Consider the following 4,315-nt stretch of genomic DNA (forward strand, 5'->3'; position numbering starts at 1 on the left):
GCCGGACTCCACCGGCGGCGCCGCACCCGGCTCATCCCGCTACAGGACCGGCGGCTCCCGGTCGAACCACGGCCGTGCCTCTTCGAGTTGCGACGCGAGGGACAACAACTGCCCTTCGCTGCCCAGCCCGCCCACGAACTGCACGCCCAGCGGCAGGCCGCCCTCCGTCCAGTACGTCGGCACCGACATCGCCGGACGCCCTGTGATGTTGGCCAGTTGCGTGTACGGCGTCCACCGCAGGTTCTCCGCCGCGACCCGATCCACCAGGTCCGTCTTCGCCAGCAGCCCCGCCCCGCGTACCACCAGGAGCAGCCGGCTCGCCGCCTCCATCCAGGCCGGAGTCGCCAACTGCCCCACCCGCGCGGGCGGATGCGCCAGCGTGGGGGTCAGCAGCAGGTCGTACGTCTCGTGGAACAGCGCCAGGCGGTGGCTGTGTTCGTTCCAGCGGTTGTGGGAGGCGATGTACGTCGGCGCGTTCGTCGCCCGCCCGACCGCGGCCATAACCCGTGTGTCCAGCTCGAATTGGTCCTCGCCGCACCCGGTGGCCTGCCGCACGTGGTCGACCTCGGCGGCCATCGACGCGAACCACATCGTCAGGAAGTCGCGGGCCAACTGGCGTTCGTCGACGCCGGTCACGGCCTCCTCGACCTCGTGGCCGAGTTCGCGCAGCAGCGCGATCGCGTCCTCGACGGCGGCGACGGCCTCCGGCGAGACGTCGGTGCCGATCGGCGACTCCGTCGCGTACCCGATGCGCAGCCGCCCCGGTTCACGGCGGGCGAGTTCGAGGTACGGCCCGTCCGGCGCACCCGGCACGTACGGCCCCGCCGGGTCGTGGCCCGCGATGACGTCGAGCATGAGCGCCGAGTCACGCACACTCCGCGTCAGCACGCCGTTCACCGCCGCGCCGTGCAGCACCTCGGCGTACGCGGGGCCGCTCGGCACCAGCCCGCGCCCCGGCTTGAGGCCGAACAGCCCGCAGCACGCCGCCGGGATGCGGATTGAGCCGCCGCCGTCGTTGCCGCCCGCGGCCGGGACGATCCCCGCCGCCACCGCCGCCGCGGACCCGCCGCTCGAACCCCCGGGCGTGTGCGCGGTGTTCCACGGATTGCGGGTCGGCCCGTTGACCTTCGGCTCGGTGATGCCCTTGGCACCGAACTCGGGCGTGTTGGTCTTGCCGAACACCACGAGGCCCGCGTCGAGCCAGCGGCGTACCACCTCGGCGTGCTCCGGCATCGGCTGCGTGGCGAGCGCCCGCGAGCCCGAGCCGGTCGGGAGGCCCGCGTAGTCCTGCATCAGGTCCTTGATCAGGAACGGGACCCCGGCGAAGGCGCCGGACAACGGGGTCTTGGCCCGCTCCCGGGCGATGTCGTGCATCGGACGGACGATCGCGTTCAGCCGGGGATCGACCTCCTCGGCCCGCGCGATCGCGGTCTCCAGCAGTTCGGCGGGCTTCACCTCGCCGCTCGCCACCAGTGCGGCCAGGCCTACAGCGTCGTGCCTGCGGTATTCGTCGTACTCCACCGCCGCTCCTCCTCGCCGAGGTGTTGCTACTCGTGAGTAGCCCTCAGTCGAGCGTACCGGGGCCGGATCGCGCCGTGCCAGGGGAGCTCAGGGCGTCGGGCACGCCGCACAAGACGCCTCGGCGGGCGCGGCGTTCGGCTTCGGCGTGCCACCAGCCGGGGGGACCGGTCGCCGCCGGACGGGACGAGGGCTGGTCGGGGTGCAGGCCCTGGGGACGGAGCAGGGCGGCCGGTACGCGGATGGCGAGCCGGCACTGCCACCGCCCGGTCGGTCCGGGACCGCACATCATGTCGACGCGTACCGCGCCGAGCGCGAAGGGCATCCAGTCGATGCCGCGCTCACGCAGTCAACCGCGCAGCGCGGCGTTCGGAGCGGGGGCGCCGGGGACGGCGCGGTATTCGGCGACGGTGACGAGTTCGCCGGCCGGGTGCGGCGCGTAGGGGGTGCGGGCTCGCGGGTCCATGCGCGCAGTCTCGCGGCGGGAGAGCGGCTGCCGCAATGCGATTTGGGTTCGCACGGTGGCTCGTTCAGGTGTTCGCTCGGTGCCCGTGCGACATATTCGCACACGCGTTCGCATGCGCGTGGAAGGGTCGCACAGGGTCCCACCTGGACTGATCGCACGCAGTAGTCGTTCGAGTGGCACGGGTCACCCGTTCCGCCTACGTTTCCCGGAGGATGCCCCGCACTCCAGCGGTGGCCGGTGAAGCGAGGTGAACACCTTGTCCCGCCTGTCCGAGCCCCTGTGTCCGGTGCGCGTGCCGGTGGTCGTGCCCGCACCCGCACCCGCGTCGGCGGCTCTCCCGTCCCCGACGCCCCCGCCCGATCTGGGTGCCCTTCCCGTTCCGGCCGAGGAGCCCGCCGAAGACGGCGACCCCCCGGCCGATCCCCCCGTCGTCCTGCTGACCGGCGCCAGCGGCGTGGTCGGCGAGGCCATCGCCCGCGCGCTGCGGGCCGACTTCCACGTCGTGGCGCTGCGCGGACGCCGCGCGTCGTCGCACGCCCACGCCGAGGTCCCGGTCGACCTGGCGTCCCCGCGCCTCGGTCTGGACAGCAGTGCCTGGTCGGAGCTCGCGGCTCGCGCCGCCGTCGTCGTGCACGCCGGGGGACGCGCGTGTTTCGACGACAACGCCGACGATTTCCACTGCGTCAACGTGTCGGGGTCGCGCCGGGTCGCGGAACTCGCGCACGACGCGGACGCGCCGCTGATCCACATATCCACGGCCTTCGTGGGCCACATCGACCAGGCGCGCGAGGCCGCCGCGCTCCTGCCCGGGGACTGCGCGGCACGGCCGCTGACGTACCTGGAGTCGAAGATCGCCGCCGAGCGCGCGGTCGCCGCGTCCGACGCGCTGGCGTGCGTCGTACGCCCGTCCGTGGTCATGGGCGACACCGGAACCGGCTGGACCCCCGAGCCGCAGTCCGTGCACGGGCACATCAAGATGCTGCTGTCCGGCGTCGCCACGTCGGCGTGCGGGCCGCACCAGCGGCTCGACATGATCCCGCGCGACGTGCTCGCCCGCGCCGTCGCGGCCCTGGCGAACGTCGCGGTGCGCGACCCCTCGCGCCTACCCTCGCTCTACCAGGCCTGTGCGGGTCTGGCGGCGCCGACGTGCGAGGAGTTCGTCCGGCAGGTCGCCGAGACCGCGTGGCGCTCCGGGCTGCGGCTCGCCGAGCCGGAGTTCCACGACCCGGCCAAGGCGCCGCTCGCGGACTACCCGGGGTGGCGCACGCTGCCGGGCCGAGTGCGCGACGTCCTCGCCGTCCAGGCGGCGGGCAGCACGATCCTGGGCGCGGGCGAGGTGTTCACCACCTCCCTCGGGATGCCGGAACTCCCGGGCGGGCCTGCCGCTTTGACGTCGGATCAGGTGCTGCGCAACGTCGAGTCCGACGTACGGTTCGTGATGGCGGGCCGCGGCTGACGCCGTGTCCGTCATCCCCGGAGGGGGCACCCGCCGAATTGCCGGACGGGTGCCCCATGCGGTGGGGCGTGGCCGTCTCGTTGCGAAAAATCCCGGCAAATCGTCGGGGCGCAAGGTCGAAAAGCGCGGAATATGCCGCGTGACGTCGCAATTGCACCGCTACCATCGGGCACTTCGGATCCTGCCGAGGGATCCCGCCGAGGGGAGTGCCTGATGCGCGCGCTTGCCGGCGTGGCCGTCGCCTGTGTGCTCGTTTTGTCCGCGTGCGGAGAAGACGACGGGAGCGACAAGACCGCGCCGCCGCCGACGTCGAGTGGGGCTCCGGTCCCCACAACCGCCTCTTCCGCGTCGTCGCCGACCGAATCTCCGTCGGCGCCCGCGTCGTCGTCCACCGCGACGGGCGGGCAGCCGTCCGCAACCTCCGCGAAGCCGTCGGCGCCGCAGTCGTCGGCACCGGCCGAGAAGCCGGGTGCGGCGCCGAAGACCAAGGAGGGGGCGATCCAGCGATACGAGGCCTTCCTGCACGCCGTGGGCCGCGAGGACCTCGACACGATCTGCGACGTCGCGGGCCCGGCGGCGAAGAAGGCGGAGAACGACGGCTTCGGCCCCTGTCGGTCGACGTTCCCGATCACCTTCCAGATGATCCCCGACTCGGAGCAGGCGGCGATGCGGACCGCGACCGTGGATCCCGGGGGCGTCACGCAGCAGAGCGCGACCAAGGTCGTGATCCCGCTGTCGGCGGTCAAGGCCAGTGCCCCGCTGTCGGAGGAAGGCATGGGGGACAGCGCGGTCATGGAGTACATCAACGGCAACTGGTACGTCACCGACTGACGTACGCCGGCACGAACGCCGCGGCGCGGATCCCGAAAGGGATC

At 72.9% G+C, this 4,315-nt stretch carries 4 protein-coding genes; 2 read left to right on the forward strand and 2 right to left on the reverse strand.

Annotation, left to right across the window (positions count from 1 at the left end):
* Positions 1-39 precede the first annotated feature (39 nt).
* Positions 40-1,521, reverse strand: coding sequence for an amidase (locus tag ACRX5S_RS10460; RefSeq protein WP_436772552.1), 1,482 nt, complete (start codon positions 1,519-1,521; stop codon positions 40-42).
* Positions 1,522-1,564: 43 nt separating this feature from the next.
* Positions 1,565-1,843, reverse strand: coding sequence for a hypothetical protein (locus ACRX5S_RS10465; RefSeq protein ID WP_436772553.1), 279 nt, complete (start codon positions 1,841-1,843; stop codon positions 1,565-1,567).
* Positions 1,844-2,240: 397 nt separating this feature from the next.
* Here ACRX5S_RS10465 and ACRX5S_RS10470 point away from each other — a divergent pair, with 397 nt between their 5' ends.
* Together ACRX5S_RS10470 and ACRX5S_RS10475 are read left to right on the forward strand one after the other, a co-directional pair.
* On the forward strand, positions 2,241-3,440 hold the full coding sequence (locus tag ACRX5S_RS10470; protein ID WP_436772554.1) for an SDR family oxidoreductase: 1,200 nt from the start codon (positions 2,241-2,243) through the stop codon (positions 3,438-3,440).
* Between the two features lie 213 nt (positions 3,441-3,653).
* Entirely contained in the window at positions 3,654-4,271 is a 618-nt protein-coding gene (locus ACRX5S_RS10475; protein WP_436772555.1) for a hypothetical protein, read from the forward strand.
* Positions 4,272-4,315: the final 44 nt, after the last annotated feature.

The sequence above is a fragment of the Yinghuangia sp. YIM S09857 genome, from assembly GCF_051388915.1.
Classification (GTDB): domain Bacteria; phylum Actinomycetota; class Actinomycetes; order Streptomycetales; family Streptomycetaceae; genus Yinghuangia.